General features: G+C 70.6%; 13 protein-coding genes. 10 read left to right on the top strand and 3 right to left on the bottom strand.

All coding sequences use genetic code 11. The features are described 5' to 3' along the window. Nucleotide 1 precedes the first annotated feature (1 nt). The 5 genes from ACWD0F_RS38820 to ACWD0F_RS38800 all read left to right on the top strand — a co-directional run bounded on the left by ACWD0F_RS38820 (nt 2) and on the right by ACWD0F_RS38800 (nt 5755). On the top strand, nt 2–2080 hold the full coding sequence (locus tag ACWD0F_RS38820) for an ATP-binding protein (protein ID WP_449885498.1): 2079 nt from the start codon (nt 2–4) through the stop codon (nt 2078–2080). A 6-nt stretch (nt 2081–2086) separates the two neighbouring features. Next, complete coding sequence (locus ACWD0F_RS38815) at nt 2087–2368, top strand: hypothetical protein (protein WP_449885495.1); 282 nt, start codon at nt 2087–2089, stop codon at nt 2366–2368. Nucleotides 2369–2572: 204 nt separating this feature from the next. Further along, nucleotides 2573–3832, top strand: a complete 1260-nt coding sequence (locus tag ACWD0F_RS38810) for an extracellular solute-binding protein (RefSeq protein ID WP_449885493.1) — start codon at nt 2573–2575, stop codon at nt 3830–3832. 55 nt (nt 3833–3887) lie between these two features. Next, nucleotides 3888–4796: a carbohydrate ABC transporter permease gene (locus ACWD0F_RS38805; RefSeq protein ID WP_449885491.1), complete on the top strand. Its 909-nt coding sequence runs from the start codon at nt 3888–3890 to the stop codon at nt 4794–4796. Then, a complete protein-coding gene (locus tag ACWD0F_RS38800) occupies nt 4796–5755 on the top strand; it encodes a carbohydrate ABC transporter permease (RefSeq protein ID WP_449885488.1) in 960 nt (319 codons plus the stop codon). Before ACWD0F_RS38805 ends, ACWD0F_RS38800 begins: the two co-directional genes overlap by 1 nt. A 19-nt stretch (nt 5756–5774) precedes the next feature. On the opposite strand, the gene ACWD0F_RS38795 is transcribed toward ACWD0F_RS38800, so the two are convergent. After that, complete coding sequence (locus ACWD0F_RS38795) at nt 5775–6509, bottom strand: carbonic anhydrase (protein WP_449885485.1); 735 nt, start codon at nt 6507–6509, stop codon at nt 5775–5777. Nucleotides 6510–6643: 134 nt separating this feature from the next. On the opposite strand from ACWD0F_RS38795, the gene ACWD0F_RS38790 reads away from it, so the two are divergent. The 3 genes from ACWD0F_RS38790 (at nt 6644) to ACWD0F_RS38780 (ending at nt 7905) form a co-directional block, all read left to right on the top strand. Further along, nucleotides 6644–7090, top strand: coding sequence for an RNA polymerase sigma factor (locus tag ACWD0F_RS38790; RefSeq protein WP_449885482.1), 447 nt, complete (start codon nt 6644–6646; stop codon nt 7088–7090). Between the two features lie 357 nt (nt 7091–7447). Further along, nucleotides 7448–7696, top strand: coding sequence for a hypothetical protein (locus tag ACWD0F_RS38785; protein ID WP_449885480.1), 249 nt, complete (start codon nt 7448–7450; stop codon nt 7694–7696). 77 nt (nt 7697–7773) lie between these two features. Then, a complete protein-coding gene (locus ACWD0F_RS38780) occupies nt 7774–7905 on the top strand; it encodes a hypothetical protein (protein WP_449885477.1) in 132 nt (43 codons plus the stop codon). Here ACWD0F_RS38780 and ACWD0F_RS38775 read toward each other — a convergent pair. Both ACWD0F_RS38775 and ACWD0F_RS38770 read right to left on the bottom strand, forming a co-directional pair. Then, complete coding sequence (locus tag ACWD0F_RS38775) at nt 7895–11500, bottom strand: glycoside hydrolase family 3 C-terminal domain-containing protein (RefSeq protein WP_449885475.1); 3606 nt, start codon at nt 11498–11500, stop codon at nt 7895–7897. The genes ACWD0F_RS38780 and ACWD0F_RS38775 overlap by 11 nt on opposite strands. Continuing rightward, on the bottom strand, nt 11497–13275 hold the full coding sequence (locus tag ACWD0F_RS38770) for a pectinesterase family protein (RefSeq protein ID WP_449885472.1): 1779 nt from the start codon (nt 13273–13275) through the stop codon (nt 11497–11499). The genes ACWD0F_RS38775 and ACWD0F_RS38770 overlap by 4 nt, the downstream gene beginning before the upstream one ends. Before the next feature lie 433 nt (nt 13276–13708). Here ACWD0F_RS38770 and ACWD0F_RS38765 point away from each other — a divergent pair, with 433 nt between their 5' ends. Together ACWD0F_RS38765 and ACWD0F_RS38760 are read left to right on the top strand one after the other, a co-directional pair. Beyond that, nucleotides 13709–15136 (top strand): pectinesterase family protein, encoded by a 1428-nt coding sequence (locus ACWD0F_RS38765; protein ID WP_449885469.1) that lies wholly within the window; start codon nt 13709–13711, stop codon nt 15134–15136. Nucleotides 15137–15157: 21 nt separating this feature from the next. Beyond that, a complete protein-coding gene (locus ACWD0F_RS38760; protein WP_449885467.1) occupies nt 15158–16591 on the top strand; it encodes an RICIN domain-containing protein in 1434 nt (477 codons plus the stop codon). Nucleotides 16592–16667: the final 76 nt, after the last annotated feature.

Raw genomic sequence — 16667 nt, 5'->3', positions numbered from 1 at the left:
CATGAGCGGGCTCGCGGTGGAGCACCTCCGCATCCGCCTGGCGGACCTGCACCAGGCGCTGCGGCTGGCGGTGGCCCGCCAGGCCGAGGCGGCGGCGCTGCTCACCCGCCCGGACCTGACGCCGTTCTGCGTGACCGACGAACAGGTGGGCGCGCTGCTGGATCGGGTGGGCGCCTTCACGGAGGCCATGACCGGGCCGCCGCCCGCTCCGCGCCCCGACTCGGAGCCGGAGCAGCACCTGCGCGGGCTCGCCGCGGCGGAGGGGGTGACCCTGCCGCTGGACGCGCTGGCCACCCGCTTCGGGCTGACCCGGATGGAGCAGGACGCGCTGCTGCTGGTGGCGGCGCCGGAGTTGAACACGGGTTACGAGCGCATCTACGCCTACATCGTGGACAACCTGAACCGCAGGGCGCCGTGCGTGGAGTTGCTGGTGACGGTGTGCGCGCAAACACCGGCCGCCTGCCTGGCGCTCCGCAGGGCGGTCGGCCCGACCGGCCGCCTGCGCCGGCTGGGCCTGCTGCGCGGGTGCGGCGAATCCTCCTCGGAGCAGGCGCAGGACCTGACGCTGGGCAGCGGCGTCTTCGACTTCCTGATGGGCTGGGGCGGCGACGCGGGGCTGCTGGGCCACGACCCGGGCGAGGTGGCGAACCCGGAGCCGGGCGTGGTGTCGCCCTACCTGTCCATGGAACGCCTGCCGAAGCTCGGCCGCGCCCTGGCCGCGGGCGACATCGATCTGGTGGGCCTGTGGGGCTGCCGCCCGGACGGCCAGATCGACGTCGCGCAGGCGTTGGCGAAGGCGGCGGGCAGACGGTTGCGGCGCACGACCGCGGACCTGGAGGCCGATCTCCGCATGGCCGCCGCGCTGGAGGCGGTGTTGTGGCTGCCGACCGACGACCTGCCCGCCCGGCCCGACGCCTTGCTGCTGAGATCCGGCGTGCCGATCTGCCTGACCGGCACGACCCCATGGCGCCCGGCGGCGCTGCTGGCCACCCGGACCTACGCGGAGCTGACGATCCCCGCCCCGGGCTTTCCTGAACGGCGGGCGATGTGGTCCGCCGCCTTCCCGGTCCTGGACGGGGACGTGCTGGAAGACCTGGCCGCCCGCTACCGCATGACGGGCGGCGAGCTACGCGCCGTGGCGGCGGTGGCCGACGCCGGCGCCCGCCTGTCAGGGAACGGCCACCCGGCGCCGCTGGCGGAGCACGTCGAGCCGGCGATAGCCACGGTGACCAGGGGCCGCACCAGCAACGCGGTGCAGTCCATCGTGCCGCGGCGCGACCTCGACGACCTGGTCCTGCCGGAGCCGCAACTGAACCAGATAGCGGAGATAGCGTCGGCGTTCCGCGCCTGGCCCCGCATCGCCGAGTCGTGGGGCTTCGCGGGCCGCTCCACCGGCGGGATCAAGGCGTTGTTCACCGGCGAGCCGGGAACGGGCAAGACGATGTCCGCCGAGGTGATAACGGGCGTGCTGGGCCTGGAACTGCTGCGGGTCGATCTGGCGCAGGTGGTCTCCAAGTGGGTGGGGGAGACGGAGAAGAACATGGAAACGGTCTTCGAGCAGGCGGAGAACAGCCACGCCGTGCTGCTGTTCGACGAGGCCGACGCCCTGTTCGGCAAACGGGGCGAGGTCAAACAAGGAACGGACCGCTACGCGAACCTGGAGGTCGGCTACCTGCTGCAACGCCTGGAGGCCAGTGACGGCCTGATCATCTTGACCAGCAACCTGAAGGAGAACATCGATCCGGCGTTCAGCCGCCGCTTCCACTTCGTGGTGCACTTCCCGAGGCCGGACGTCGCGGAACGCCGCGCCCTGTGGCAACGGGCCTTCCCGCCGCAGGCCCCGCTGGCCGATGACGTGGACCTGGAGGCGTTGTGCCGCCTGGACATGACGGGCGCCGGCATCACCGCGGCCGCCCGGGCGGCCGCGCTGGCGGCGGCCGACACCAACAGCGGGGCCATCGGCATGCGTCACGTGGTGAAAGGCGTCTCCCGCCAGTTCCAGCGCGAGGCCCGCCTGTTCCGCCCGTCCGAGCTCGGCCCGTACGCCGGACTGCTGGCCGACAACGGGACCCCGGGGTGACCACCGATGCATGAGCTGCCTCCGCCGCAACACCAGCCCGCCGTGCCGGTCACGGCCAAGGAGCTGCGCACGGCCGCCGCGGCCGACCGGGGCAGGACCCAGCTCGTCCTGGTCCCGGCGGTCATCGGCAACGCCCAGGCCGCCAAGACCGCCATGGACTCCCAGTCGAAGACCTTGCCCTCCCACGTGGCATCCACGCTCGCCGCCGGCCAGGACCGCGTGGGCAACGCCGCCGTCGCGGGCGCGGCGATGCGCATGATCCCCATGGCGGCGGTGCCGAAGAAGTAAAGCCCGGCCGGGCCTGACGCCGCGCGCGTCCACACATCGGATGGTTGATCTCCGGCGTGCCCTCCCTCATGAACCGAGAAAGCCCCGTTCATCAGGCTGAATGCGCATGGACCGCTCCATGAAACTTTCATGACTCACTATTGTCACTTACCCGTTTAAGTGGTGAGATCCCTAGACAAAAGCGCGATAGATCGGATGGTCTCTATGCGACGAACGATGGCAGCCTGCGGCACGGTCCTGCTGGCGGTCCTGAGCGCGGCCTGCGCCACGAGCGGCCGGACACCGACCGTGCAGGCGGACCAGAACGCGCCCGCGACCCTGACCTTCTGGTCCACGGGTGGCGACGACGAGACCGCGATCTTCCAGAAGGCGGCCGATCTCTACCACCAGCAACATGCCAACGTGACGGTCAAGGTCCAGACCCTGTCGTGGGACGACGCCTACGCCAAGCTCCTGGCGGCCGCCACCAGCCGCAGCGGGCCCGACGTCATCTCCGGCGGCATGACGTGGACCATCCAGTTCGGCGCCAGGGGCGCCATGGTGGACCTGCGCAAGCACGGCCTGGAGTCGCTGAAGGCGCAGGCCCAGGCCGCCCAGTGGGAGTCGGCGATCTCCCCTGACGGCTCGGTGTACGGCGTGCCGCTGGACATGTCGACCCTCGCCCTCTACTACCGCACCGACCTGCTGGAGAAGGCCGGCCTCGACGGCCCGCCCAAGACGTGGGAGGAGCTGACCGCGGCCATCGCGAAGCTGAAGGCCGCCGGCGTCAAGAAGCCCTACAGCCAGGACTGGGGCAATCTCGACTGGATCGGCTACTTCAACTACCTCTACCAGGCCGGCGGCACGTTCTACACCCCCGACTGCAAGCCCTCGCTCAACACCCCGCAGGCCGAGCAGGCGCTGACGTACTGGGTGGACCTCTATCGCAAGCACGGCGCGCCCACCGCCAGCGTGGAGGCGTCCGACGCGCTCGACACCGGCACCGCGCTGGTGGTGGGCGGCAACTGGATCGCCAAGGGCATCGACGTCAACAAGCCGAAGCTGAAGGGCAAGTGGGCGATGACCACGCTGCCCGCCGGCCCCGCCGGGCCGACCACGTTCATCGGCGGGCGCGCGATCGGGGTGACGTCCTTCAGCAAGCACGCGCAGACGGGCGCCGACTTCGTCAAGTTCATGTACAGCGACGAGGCCATCGCCGCGATCGTGGACGAGGCCAGGAAGCGGAACCTGCCCTACATCCCGCCGCGCCCCGACAAGGTGGTCAGCGCCTCGTCGTTCGCGCCTGAGCAGGCCCAGGTCTTCGAGGCGTCGTTCAAGACGGGCAAGGCCGCGCCCGGCTGCCCCGGCTGGGACGAGAGCGCCCCGGACGTGTCCAAGCAGCTCCAGTCGGCCATCCTCGGCAAGGCGGACGTGAAGACCGCGCTGGCCGAGGCCGCCAAGGTCATGGAACGCAACGCCGGTTAGCCGCCCCTGGGACCGGCCCGGGGGGCCGGTCCCAGGCCCGAACCTGGAGCCTGACATGGCGAGTCCGATCCCCTTGCGCAGCAGGCTGCGCCGCTACGGCACCTCGTACGCGATGTTGCTGCCCTTCCTCGCGCTGTTCGCGGCATTCCTGCTCTGGCCGCTGGCCAATTCGCTCTACCTGAGCTTCACCACCTTCGACGGGATCAATCCGGCCGCGTTCACCGGCCCGGACAACTTCCTGCGACTGGCGCAGGACACCCGTTTCCGGCACGCGCTGGGCAACACGGCCGTGTACGTGGTGGCCTCCGTGCTGATCGGCACACTGCTGTCGCTGGGGCTGGCGCTGGCGTTCAGCGGCACGAGCTGGCCGCACCGGATCATGCGCACCCTGTTCTTCCTGCCGTCCGTGACCTCCTCCATCGCCCTCATGCTCATGTGGAAGTGGGTCCTGTTCCCCAGCGACGTGGGCCTGGCCAACACGATCGCCGGCTGGTTCGGCGGCCGGGCCGTGGCCTGGCTGGCCACGCCCGGGCTGACGATCCCGATCCTGGTGCTGATGGCGGTGTGGGGCGGCATGGGCTACGGCATGGTGCTGTACGTCGCCGGGCTCGGCTCGATCCCCGAGGAGTACCACGAGGCGGCCAAGATCGACGGCGCCTCGACCTGGCAGCGGTTCCGCCACATCACGCTGCCGCTGCTGCGTCCCGTGACCACGTATGTGGTGGTGACCGGCCTGATCGGCGCGTTCCAGGTGTTCGAGGCGGTCTACATCGTCTTCCGGGGCACCAACAGCGTCGGCGGCGTGCTCGACTCGGGCCTGATGATCGTGCCCTACCTCTACGACCAGGGATTCACCCACTTCAAGCTGGGCTACGCCTCCGCCATCGCCTGGGTGCTCTTCCTGATCATCTTCGTGCTGAGCCTCGTCAACCTGCGCCTGGGCCGCGCGATGAAGGAGTTGTGATGGCCGTCGTCCCGATGGACACGATCGCCCCGGCGCCGCCGTCGCGGCGCAAGGGGACGGCGCCCGCCGGGGGCGGCCGGTCCCGGCTCAACGGGCATCTGCTGCGCCTGCCCTTCTACCTGCTGGCGTTGACGATGATCGCGCCGTTCTACTGGCTGCTCATCACGGTGTTCAAGCCGCCGGCCGAGCTGGCCAGGACGCCGCCGTCGTTCGTGCCGCGCTCGCCCACCGTCGCCAACTTCTACGACCGGGACTGGTCGCCCGAGCGGATCAACCCGGGCCATCTGCAGGGGGTCTTCCAGCGTTTCCAGGTGGACTTCGGGTTCTGGCGGTTCATGTTCAACAGCCTCTTCATCACGACCACGATCACGGTCGGGTCGTTGCTGATCTGCTCGCTGGCCGCGTACGTGATCGCCAAGCACGATATCAAGGGCCGCCGCACGATCTTCCTGATGATCGTCGCCTCGATGATGGTGCCCTGGCAGACCACGCTCATCCCCAACTACGTCATCATGCGGAACCTGGGCTGGCTCGACGGCTACGCCGCCTACATCATGCCCGCGCTGGCCAAGGCGTTCGTGCTCTTCTTCCTGGTGCAGTTCCTCCAGTCGGTGCCGAACGAGCTGATCCAGGCGGCCCGGGTGGACGGGGCGGGGGAGTGGCGGATCTGGTGGAAGATCGTGTTGCCGCTGTTACGACCGGCGCTCGCGGCGATGTCGATCTTCATCGTGCTCGCCGAGTGGAACAACTTCCTGTGGCCGCTCATCATCGTGCAGAGCGACGAGATGGCGAACCTGCCCGTCGCCCTGGCCAGGCTCAACTCCTACTACGCCGGCCCGGACCACCAAGGGGCGATCATGGCGGGCGGGCTGCTGGCGTCGATCCCGACGATCGTCTTCTTCCTGGTCTTCCAGCGCTACTTCACCCGCGGCATCGCGCTCAGCGGGCTGAAGGGCTGACGCCCTGATCCGCCCGCGCTCACGCGGGTGCGCCGTTGAGGATCTCGACCCGGCCGGTGTCCAGGGAGTAGTACGCGCTGACCACGGCCAACGCTCCCTTGCGCACCAGCGGGGCGAGGTCCCGGTTGCCGCGCAGGGCGTCCGCGGTCAGCTTCACCTGGGCTCTGGCCATCGTCTCGGCGGGGTCGGCGCCGCCCTGCCGGACGCTCTGCTCGTAGGCCGGGCTCAGCGCCTTCTCGATCGCCTGGAGGTTGCCCGGCAGCGGTTTGCCGTCCCGCAGGGCTTTGTAGGCGGCGGCGACCGCGCCGCACCGCTGGTGACCGAGCACGACGATCAGCGGGGTGCCGCTGGTCATCGGCCCGTACTCGATGGAGCCGGTGATCACGGGCCCCACAGCCAGGCCGCCGCTCCGCATGACGAACAGATCGCCGAGGCCGGTGTCGAAGACCAGCTCGGGGGGCACCCGGGAATCGATGCAGGACAACACCGCTCCATAGGGCTGCTGCCGGGTGGCCAGCAACTCCCGGCGGGTGGGATCGCGATCCGGATGCTGGAGCGCGTTGGTCACCCAGCGCCTGTTGCCCTCCATCAGCCGCTCGTAAGCGGCCTTCGGCGTGCCGGGAGCCGGTCCCGTGCGGGCTACGGGGGCCGCCGGGCGCACCTCGTTCGTCACCTCGGCCGATGAGCAGCCGGACAGACAGGCCGCCGCCAGGGACGTGAGCAGGATTCGCCGCCCCGGAGCATCAGTGTTCATGACCTGCAGTTTTCCCCGGACAGGCGCAGCCAATGCTCATGACCTGCAGGTTTCCTCCGCGAGCAAGGCCAGGGCAAGCAGACGGCGAAGATCTGACCGTCCACGGCCCGCCGGCAGCAGCCGTACTGGCTGAAATGCTGACGGCTTTCGCGACATGTACGGCCGAGACGTTCGCCATCGCCTGGCGCCGCGCCGACGCGCTGCCACCGGGCGATGAGGCCAGACTCTGGCTGTACGGCGTGGCCAGGAACGTGCTGGCCAACCATCGGCGCGGTGTGGCCAGGCACGCCGACCGGCGGGTGGAGCTCGACACCGACGTCGCCGACCTGTACGCCCGCTCGCCCGAGGGCGGCGTCGAACTCGGCGTGATCGCGCGCACGTTCCGGGAGCTCCCCGCCGACGACAGGGAGCTGATCTCACTGGTGGCCTGGGAGGGCCTCGACAACGGGGAGATCGCCAAGGTGCTCGGCTGCTCACGCAACGCCGTGCGCATCAGGCTCTACCGGGCGCGCAAGCGCTTTTCCAAGGCGCTGGCCGGGGCCGGCGTCTCCGTCGCTCATCTTGCCGTGGAGTCCGTATGAACGAAGTGCAGAACCTCGCCAGGTTCCGTGACGAAGACCTGGCCGGGCAGGCGTCCGGCGCGGGGGCGCGGGCGCTGCTCACCGCCATCACCGCCGAGGAGCCGCAGGCCGAGGGCCGGATGCTCCCTTCGCGCCGTCCGCGCCGGACGAGTCGGCCGCGCCGCGTGCTCGTGGGCGCGGCGGCCGCCGGCCTGCTCGCGGCGGCGGCCGTGATCGGCCCCGCCGTCCTGCGGCGGCGCCGCCGCCACCTCCTACGCCAACTCGGCCATCGACGTCCGGCTCCAGGGCGACTACTACGTCGCCGTCATCAAGGACCCGCCGGCCGACTTCGCCGAGTTCACCGAGGGATTCACGGCGGTGGGCCAGAACGTGAAGCTGGAGCCGGTGCCGTCGTCGCCGACCCAGGTCGGCGAGATCGCTCGGGTGGTGGCCGGTCCCGGCGGCGCCGGCGACCACCCGAACGACGACCGCAGGATCGGCAGCGGCACCTCGCCCGCCGGGTGCGAGCTCGGTCAGGCCGGGTGCGCCATGACGGTGCTGGTGCGGCGTGACTATGCCGCACCACGGCGTGGTCAACCTGGGACGGCCCGCCCGGCCGGGGGCTGAAGGCGGTCTTCGAGGTCATCACGCCGGCGCCGGACTACGACGAATACCGGGTCGACCCGGCCGGGCGGCCGGGTCAGGTGGGGGACGACTGGATCGTGTGGGAGGCGCGGTCGGAGGAGGCCGGCGTGCTGCGGTTGCAGGTGACCGAGGACCGCCTGCCGAAGAACCCGGTCTACGGCGGCCCGAAGCCGGCCCTGCTCAACGGCTGAGCCCGCCGGTGGAGACGGCGAAGACGTGCAGCGCGTTGGTGCCGCTGGTGGCGGCCTTGCTGATGTCGGGCAGGGTGACGAGCCGCACGGTCTTGCCGGGCTGGAGCCGTACTGAGGCCATGGAGAGGTGCACGGTGCGGTTCTGCCTGCCGTTCTTGGTGTTGAGGTAGGGGAGGGCGGCGACGGTGTCGCCGCCGCCGGACCACCAGTCGGGGAAGCTGATCGTGTACGGCTGGACGGTGCCGTCGGTGTAGGCGATCGTGCCGGTGCCCGTGGCGGTGCCGTTGTTGGCCAGGCCGAGGAAGCCGAGCCGGGCGCCGGTTCCGGCGTAGGTGAACGCCTGGCCGCCCGCGACGACGTTGTCCACCTGGCCGGAGGGGATGTCCGGCCAGGTGAAGCTCAGGCCGTCGTGGACGACCGGGCCGCCCGGCGTGATGCCGGCCGAGGCGAGCGCCTGGGCGGACAGGCTGCGCCCGGCTCCGTCGAGGTTGCCTTCGGCGGGGCGGGCGTCGTCGCTGATCGCGACGTTGCCGTACGCGTCGGCCAGGGCGGCGAAGGGGATCGCCGTGCCGGTGGCCGCCTCGCCGCCGCCGGCGCGGCCGCCCTGACCGGTGTAGGCGACGGTGGCCCGCAGCGGGTATCCGCCGCGCTCGGCGTCCGCCGGGACCGTGATGGACCAGGTGGTCGTCACCTTCTGGCCGCCCGCCACCGCCGGGAAGGAGGCGGGGGAGGCGGGCCGCGCGGTCCAGCCGTCCGGGGTGGCGAGCGTCATGGTGACGTCGGTCAGCGTGCTGGTTCCCGAGTTGGTGAAGGAGGTGGTGGCCGTGGCCGTGGTGCCGGGTTCGACGGTCTGCGGTCCGGTGAGGGTGAAGGGATACCTGGCGGTGATGACGGCCGAGCCGGTGACGCCGTCCACGGTGGCGGTGATCGTGGTGACGCCCGCGCCGAGCACCGTCACTTTCCCGTCGCGGCTCACGGTGGCCACGCCGGTGTCGCTGCTGGTGTAGCGGACGCGGGCGCGCCTGAGGTCGGCGAACGACTGGTCGTCGTTGACGGCTTCGACGATGTCGTCGGCGGTGACCCCGAGGTTGCGCCGCTCCTTGGCGGGGTCGGTGGTGTCGGCGATCCAGCGGTTCTTGCCGGTCAGGTCGACGGTGTCGCCGACCTGGTAGGCGACGGCCTCAGGCTGCACGGTGACGTAGCGGACCTTCGGCGTGATCCGGCCGGTGACCCGGACGGTGGTGGACGCGGCGATGTCCGCGCTGCTGGCACCGACCTCGAACCGGTAGGGGCCGCCGGGCACGAACGCCCGCATCTTCCCGGCGTCCCAGAGGGCGAGGTCGGCGGCCCGCACGGTGAGGGCGACCCGTTCGGTGGCGCCGGGCCGCAGCACCTTGGTCTTGTGGAAGCCGGCGAGCCGTTTCCTCGGCAGCTCGTAGCCGGGGACGGTGAACGGCGTGGCGGCGTAGAGCTGGGCGACGGTCGAGCCGGGCGCCGAGCCGGTGTTGGTGACGTCGAAGCGGACGGTCACCTCGTCGTCCGCGCTCACCGCCGGCCGGTCGGCGCGGATCTTGGAGTAGCTGAAGTCCGTGTAGCCGAGCCCGTGGCCGAACGGGTAGGTGGGGGTGCCGGTGAAGTACTGGTAGGTGCGGCCGAGCCCGCCGGTGGCCGATGGGGTGAGGTCGTAGTCGGAGATGGGCGGGAGCTGGGAGTCGTCCTTGTACCAGGTGAAGGTCAGCCGCCCGCTCGGCTGGTGGCCGCCGAACAGCACGTCGGCGAGGGCGGTGCCCTGGCTCTGGCCGTTGTAGCCGCTGAACAGGATCGCGGGCGTCCTGCCACGGACGTCGTCGATGGCGACGGGCCCGTTGGCCTGGATGACCAGGGCGATCTTCCGGTTGCCCAGCGCCGCGGTCTTCTCGATGAGGGAGCGGTAGTTGCCGGGCAGGGCCAGCGTCGTACGGTCGCGTCCTTCGCGGGCCACGTTGTCGTCGGTGCCGACGACGACGATCACCAGGTCGGCGGCCTTGACGGCGTCCTGGGTGGCGGCGCCGAGCTCCGCCTCGCCGGTGGCGGTGGTGGAGGTGCCGGCGGCGTCGTAGACGACGGAGGCGGCGGGGTTGGCGGCCTTGACCGCTGAGGTGATGCCCTGGACGGGGCTGACCGTCGTCGCCGGATCGCCGGAGTAGCCGCCGAGCGTCACCTTGTCCGCCAGATCGCCGAGGATGACGACGTCGTTCAGCGCCGTCGCGTCGGCGGGCAGCAGGCGGGCGTCGTTCTTGAGCAGCACGAGGGAGTCGGCGGCGACCTTCCGTGCCAGCGCCTGATGTCCGGGGCTCTGGATGACGTCCTTGGTGATCGCGGTGTAGGGGACGCTCGCGGCCGGGTCGAACTCGCCGGTGCGCATGCGCACGGTGAACACGCGGACCAGCGCGGTGTCCAGCACGCCCTCGCTGAGAGCGCCGGCCGCGATGGCGTCGCGCAGGTTCTGCGCGTTGGCCTCGGGGCCGCGGCAGTTGACGTGGGTGCCGGCGCGCAGGGCGTACGCCTGCCCGCCCGCCTGCCCGGACAGCGTCGCGCCGGTGACGCCGCTGGTCCAGGTCGGGCGGGCCTGGTGGTCGGTGCTCCACCCGGGCGGCGCCCAGTCGTGGCCGTTCGGCGGCAGGTTGTAGGTGGTGCCGACCGCGTCGCAGTCGGAGGCGACGTAGCCGCCGAATCCGTAGGTGCGCTGCGCGATCTGGTTGACGGTGTAGGTGTTGGCGACCGCGGGGGTGCCGTTGACGGCGTTGTAGGCGGTCATGAGGCCGGAGACCCCATCGTTCTCGATCAGATGGCGGAACGGGGCGAGGTAGTACTCGCGCAACGTCCGGTCGTCGGTGTCGGAGCTGATCGCGTAGCGCTCCTTCTCCACGTTGTTCATCGCGTAGTGCTTGGCGGTGGCCGCCACCTTCAGGTAGCCGGTGGTGGGCTCGCCGTCCCGGCTCTGGCCCTGGTAGCCGTTGACGAACGCCCCCGCCATCCGCCCGACGAGGTACGGGTCCTCGCCGAACGCCTCGTCGGCGCGGCCCCAGCGCGGGTCGCGGTCCAGGTTGACGGTCGGCGCCCAGTACGTCAGGGAGCCGTAGGCGTTCTGGTCCGGGCCGATGTTGTTGGCGCCCGCGCCCCACAGGGACTTGTCCAGGAAGCCGCGCACCTCGTCGGAGATGGCCGTGGTCTCGGCGTGCATCAGCTCCGGATCCCAGGACATGGACGCGGCGAAGTTCGTCGGGAAACTCGTGGCCGGCACGCCGGAGACCGAGCCGTGGTCGGTGTTCGCGCCGAGCCTGCTGACCCCGTGCAGTCCCTCGTTCCAGTACGTGTACTGCTGCACGCCCAGCCGGGGGATGGCCGCCGCGCTGTTGGTCCGCAACTGGGCGGCCTTCTCGTCCAGCGTCATCCGCGACACCAGGTCCGCCGCGCGCTCGGCGAAGGAGTGACGGGTGTCGAGATAGAGGGGAGTGGTGTCCGCCCGCGCCGGTGGCGTGGAGACGACGGGCAGGCCGAGCACACCGGCGAGTGAGCAGGCCGCGACCAGGAGGACGAGCCGCCGGGAGGTCATGGGGTCTGCCAGCCCTTCAGATAGGCGCGGACGGTGTGCCCGTGGGCTTGGGCGTCGGTGAGCTGCGGCCGGTCGGCGTTGACCGCCGCGCCGGGGCCGGTGTTGCGGTACTCGGCCGAAGGTCCCTCGCCCTCCCATGGGTCGTCCTTGACGTGCGCGCCCAGCCAGGAGTCGCGGACCACGACCTGTCCGCCGCGTCCGAGCGTGGCCGTCTGGTCCGCCGCGCCTTCGAGCCTGCTCGCGTTGACCAGGACGGTGCCGCCCGCGGTCACCGAGCCGGCGCCGGACGACGTCACCGTGCAGCGGTCCAGGACCGTCGTGCCCTGGCCGCTGACGATGTCGGCGCCGCCCTCGACGTGGCAGTCACGCAGGTAGGCGCGGCGGCCGTCGGCCTGGTAGACGCCCTCGTCGCCGAGGAAGCGGGTGCCCGTGAAGGCGATGCGGTCGCCGGCCGTCTCCACCGCGGGCGCGGGGCTCGCCCCGGCGGACTCGTCGTAGGCGTTCTGCAGCGTCACGCCTTCGACCGTGACGCCGCTGCCCAGCACGGCGAAGGTGGCGCTGTCCGTGGTCCCCCACGTGCCGCCGTAGAACTTCGCGCCGTTCGCGGGCAGCTCGTACGTGATGAGCACGTCCTTCGGGTCGCCGGTCGAGCCCTTGATCGTGAGGTCCCTGGTGCCCGCCCACACCCGGACCATCTCGCGGTAGACCCCCGGCTTGACGGTGATCACGCTGCCGGGACGGGCCGCGCCGGCGGCGGCCTGGACGCTGGCGAAGTCGCCGGTGCCGTCGAGCGCGACGGTGACCTCGCGCGGAGCCGGCCGGTCCCCGCCCAGGGGGCCCGCGCCGCGCCTGACGATGGCCGGCACCCGGTCGGTGCGGTCGAGCCGGTAGGCGTAGTAGGACAGGGGGTCGAACGCGGCGCCGACTTGGTCGTTGCGGCCCGGGCTGCCGGCGAACACGTTGCCGCGCTGGACCACCTGCGAGCCCGGGTCCTTGGCCACGATCGGGTCGGGCACCGACTGGTAGTAGCTGTTCTCGGCGACCAGCCGGCCGCTGCCGCGGATCATGGTGCCGTACATCGCGGTGTCCTGGACGTAGTTGTTGTACCAGTGCGCGGCCTCGGTGTTGTCGATGCTGGCGTTGCGCTGGTGGGTGCCGCGGATCCAGTTGTGGTGCAGGGTCACCTTGGTCACCACGTTGGTGGTCCAGCCGACGCCGATGGCCTTGTTGTGGTCGCTGAAGATGTTCCAGGAGACGGTGACGTAGTCGCTGTCCTTGCGGATGTCGAGCAGGCCGTCGCCGGTCCTCGTGAAGTGGTTGTGGTCGATCCACACGTGGTGGGCGCCGTCCATCTGCACGCCGTCGAAGTCCTTGCTCTTGCCGTCCCAGTCTCCCGGCACGTACGAGTCGCGGATCGTCAGGTTGCGGATGATGACGTTGTGCACGCCGTTGAGGAAGAAGCCGCCGTGCACGATCTCGGCGCCCGCGCCCTCGCCGACGATGCTCTTGCCGGAGGCGACCTCGATCTCCTTGCCGTACGGCTCCAGGGCGATCGAGCCCTTGACCTTGATCACATACGGCTCGGCCGCGGTGGCGTAATGCTCCAGGTCGGCCTGGTTCGTCACGGTCACGGTGTTACCGGCCGCGCCGCCGGTGGTGCCGTCCACCCCCAGCGCGCTCAGCCCGGCGAATCCGTCGGCGCGGCCGGCCCACGGCTCGTGCGCGGTCGTCGCCGCCGTGGCCGCCGTGGCCGGCGCGGCGGTCGTCAATGCCACCACGGACAGGGTGGCAAGGGTGATGATCGCGTCCCGAGCCCACCGCCCTCTTCGGCGGGGGTTCGGAAGCGGCTGAGGTGCCGAGGCGACGGCCAACGTGCACGACTCCTTCGAAGAGCAAGCAATGGGTTGCACGAAACGTTGCGTCAGCCCCCGCACGACGTCAATGGCACGCGACCCGGCCCCACGGCCCTAGCAGCGGAATCGGCCTTAATCTCGAAATTTTCGTCACATGGGCCGTCCGGGCACGGTGCGGCCGGGCGCCGTGTTCCGGCCGTCCACGGCAACACCCCAGGTCCGGCAGGGGAAAACGGGTCGCCGGCGTGAAAGTTTCATCCGTGACGTCGGGTTTTCGGCTCGAATTAGTTTGTTGAGTTGACAAACCTATTAGCGCTGCCTCTTCCTCAGGGGTCACGAGGAAGGAGAACATCTGATGTTCGTGCGCAAGCTCGCGACCGCCGTCCTGCTCGCAGTGACGGCGGTCGTCTGCGGGGCAGCGCCGCCGGCCGCGCAGGCGGCGGCCGTACCCGTCGCCGGCGGTGTCTACCAGCTCAAAGTGACCACCAGCGCCAAGTGCCTGGACGTGGTGGCCGGCTCGACGGACAACGGCGCGCAGGTGCAGCAATGGGGCTGTTCGGGGGACACCTGGCAGCAGTTCACCGTGGTGTCGGGCGGGTCGGGGGTCTACACTCTGCGCAACGTCAACAGCGGCCGCTGCCTCGACGTGCCGAACGGGGCCGCCACCTCGGGGTTGCGGCTGCAGCAGTGGGGCTGCGGCGACGGGCTCAAGAGCAACCAGCTCTGGCGGTTCGTGGCCTCGGGCAGCGGCACCTACCAGGTCGTCAACGTGGCCAGCGGCCTGTGCGTGAGCGACCAGGGCGCCTCGACGGCCGACGGCGCCGCCGTCATCCAGGAGACCTGCACCGCCAACAGCAACAAGCAGTTCGCCTTCGAACCCGCCGGCTCGGGGGTCAGGCCCACGGTGGCGGCCGACGGCTCGGGCGTCTACCGGACGGTTCAGGCCGCCATCGACGCGGTGCCCACGGGTAACGCGAGCCGGGTGACGATCACCATCGCGCCCGGGACGTACCGGGAGATCGTCCGGGTGCCCTCGGGCAAGCCGTACGTCACGCTGCAGGGTCTCGGCTCTTCGGCGACCCAGACTGTTATCGTTAACAACCATCACGCGGGCGCGTACGGGACCTCCGGCAGCGCGACCGCGTTCGTCGACGGCCACGACTTCGTCGCGACCAACCTGACGATCTCGAACGACTTCAACGAGGACCCGGCGCTCACCGGCCACCAGGCGGTCGCCCTCAACCTGACCGCCGACCGTGCCCGCCTGTCCGGCGTGCGCCTGCTCGGCGACCAGGACACCTTCCTGGTCAACAACGCGGCCCGCGCGTACGTGTCGAACTCCTACATCGAGGGCACCGTCGACTTCATCTTCGGCGGCGGCACCATCGTCTTCGACAACTGCGACGTCTACGAGAAGCGCAGCACCGGCGGCCCGATCACCGCCGCCAGCACGGACGCCGCCAAGACGTACGGCTTCCTGTTCTACAGGTCCCGCGTCTTCGGCGCGGCCTCGGCCGGCACCACCACGCTGGGCCGCCCGTGGTACCCGAACGCCCAGGTGCTCTACCGCGAGTCCACCCTCGGCTCAGTGATCAGGACCGCCCAGCCGTGGACCGACATGTCCGCCAACTCCTGGAAGAACGCCCGCTTCTCCGAGTACCGGAACACCGGCGCGGGGGCCGGCACCAACGCCAACCGCCCGCAGCTCACCGACGCCCAGGCGGCGAACCACACCCCGCAGAAGTACCTGGCCGGCTCCGATGGCTGGAACCCCGCCGGCTGACCCTCTCACAGAAAGACGATCATGAACATACGTGCGACACTCACCGCACTCACCGTCCTGATCCCGCTGACGGTGATGTCCGCTCCCGCGCAGGCGGCGGTCCCGGTGGCGGGCGGCACCTACCAACTCAAAGTGACCACCAGCGGTAAGTGCCTGGACGTGGTGGCCGGCTCGAAGGACAACGGCGCGCAGGTGCAGCAGTGGAGCTGCAGCGGCAGCGCCTGGCAGCAGTTCACCGTGGTCTCGGCCGGATCTGGGGCCTACACGCTCCGCAACGTCAACAGCGGCCGGTGCCTGGACGTGCCCGACGGGGCCGCCACCTCGGGCCTTCGGCTGCACCAGTGGGGCTGCGGCGACGGGCTCAAGGTCAACCAGAGCTGGCGGTTCGTGGCCTCGGGCAGCGGCACCTACCAGGTGGTCAGCGTGGCCAGCGGGCTGTGCGTGAGCGACGAGGGCGCCTCGACGGCCAACGGCGCGGCCGTCATCCAGGAGACCTGCACCGCCAACAGCAACAAGCAGTGGGCCTTCGAGCCGGTGGGCGGCGGGCGCACCTGGCCGGGGACCGCCGACGGGTTCGCCGCCACCAGCGGCAGCGGCCTGAGCACCACCACCGGCGGCGCGGCCGGCGCCACCGTCACCGTCTCCACCTACGCCGACCTCGTCAGGTACGCCACCGCGAGCACCCCCTACGTCATCAGGGTCAGCGCGCCCATCACGGTCACGCCGTACGGCACCGAGATCAAGGTCGCCTCCAACAAGACGATCGTCGGCGCGGGCACCTCCGGCCACATCGTGAACGGCGGCTTCTTCCTCGGCGTCGGCGTCAGCAACGTCATCATCCGCAACCTGACCATCCGCGACACCCGCATGGCCGACGACGACCCGGGCGACGACGCCTACGACTACGACGGCATCCAGATGGACACCGCCCACCACATCTGGATCGACCACAACACCATCACCCGCATGAACGACGGCCTGATCGACAGCCGCAAGGACACCAGCTACCTCACCGTGTCCTGGAACGTCCTGGCGGACAACAACAAGTCCTTCGGCATCGGCTGGACCGACAACGTCACCGCCCGCATGACGATCCACCACAACTGGATCCACCACACGAACCAGCGCAACCCCAGCACCGACAACGTCGCCTACGCGCACCTGTACAACAACTACCTGCAGAACATCACCGGCTACGGCAACTATTCGCGCGGCTCGACCAAGATGGTGATCGAGAACAGCTACTACGAGACGGTCAACGACCCCTACTACCCCGACTCCACCGCCCAGCTCCGCCAGAGCGGCAGCGTCTGCACCGGCTGCACCGGCGACCGGGTCACGAGCGGCTCGGCCTTCACCCCGGGCTCGTTCTACTCCTACACCCTCGACCCGGCCGCCGACGTGCCGTCGCTGCTGAGGACGTACGCGGGGCCGCAGAGCACCATCGGCCTCTGACCGAGCGGGCCGCCCGCGCGCATCGCGCCGCGGGCGGGCGGCGACCCAAGCACCCCCGCCGGGCTTGGCGGCCGGG

The organism is Nonomuraea sp. NPDC002799 (genome assembly GCF_053592075.1).
The sequence above is the reverse complement of the archived record's forward strand: the minus strand, read 5'-3'. Positions and strand labels throughout refer to the sequence as shown.